The organism is Mangrovibacter phragmitis (genome assembly GCF_001655675.1).
GTDB classification, from domain to species: domain Bacteria; phylum Pseudomonadota; class Gammaproteobacteria; order Enterobacterales; family Enterobacteriaceae; genus Mangrovibacter; species Mangrovibacter phragmitis.
On record NZ_LYRP01000038.1, the window covers coordinates 1 to 752 of the forward strand.

General features: G+C 54.7%; 1 rRNA gene. It reads right to left on the bottom strand.

Annotated features, from left to right (window positions below):
- Positions 1 to 752 (bottom strand): 23S ribosomal RNA (locus A9B99_RS17610); the annotation flags it as partial.

Sequence of the window (752 nt, forward strand, 5' to 3'; positions counted from 1 at the left end):
GGCGGTCTGGGTTGTTTCCCTCTTCACGACGGACGTTAGCACCCGCCGTGTGTCTCCCGTGATAACATTCTCCGGTATTCGTAGTTTGCATCGGGTTGGTAAGCCGGGATGGCCCCCTAGCCGAAACAGTGCTCTACCCCCGGAGATGAATTCACGAGGCGCTACCTAAATAGCTTTCGGGGAGAACCAGCTATCTCCCGGTTTGATTGGCCTTTCACCCCCAGCCACAGRTCATCCGCTAATTTTTCAACATTAGTCGGTTCGGTCCTCCAGTTAGTGTTACCCAACCTTCAACCTGCCCATGGCTAGATCACCGGGTTTCGGGTCTATACCCTGCAACTGGACGCCCGGTTAAGACTCGGTTTCCCTGCGGCTCCCCTATACGGTTAACCTTGCTACAGAATATAAGTCGCTGACCCATTATACAAAAGGTACGCAGTCACCCCATTAAGAGGCTCCCACTGCTTGTACGTACACGGTTTCAGGTTCTTTTTCACTCCCCTCGCCGGGGTTCTTTTCGCCTTTCCCTCACGGTACTGGTTCACTATCGGTCAGTCAGGAGTATTTAGCCTTGGAGGATGGTCCCCCCATATTCAGACAGGATACCACGTGTCCCGCCCTACTCATCGAGCTCACAACGGGTGCGCTTTCGTGTACGGGGCTTTCACCCTGTATCGCCGGCCATTCCGGACCGTTCCACTAACACACCTGCTGATTCAGACTCTGGGCTCTTCCCCGTTCGCTCGCCGCTA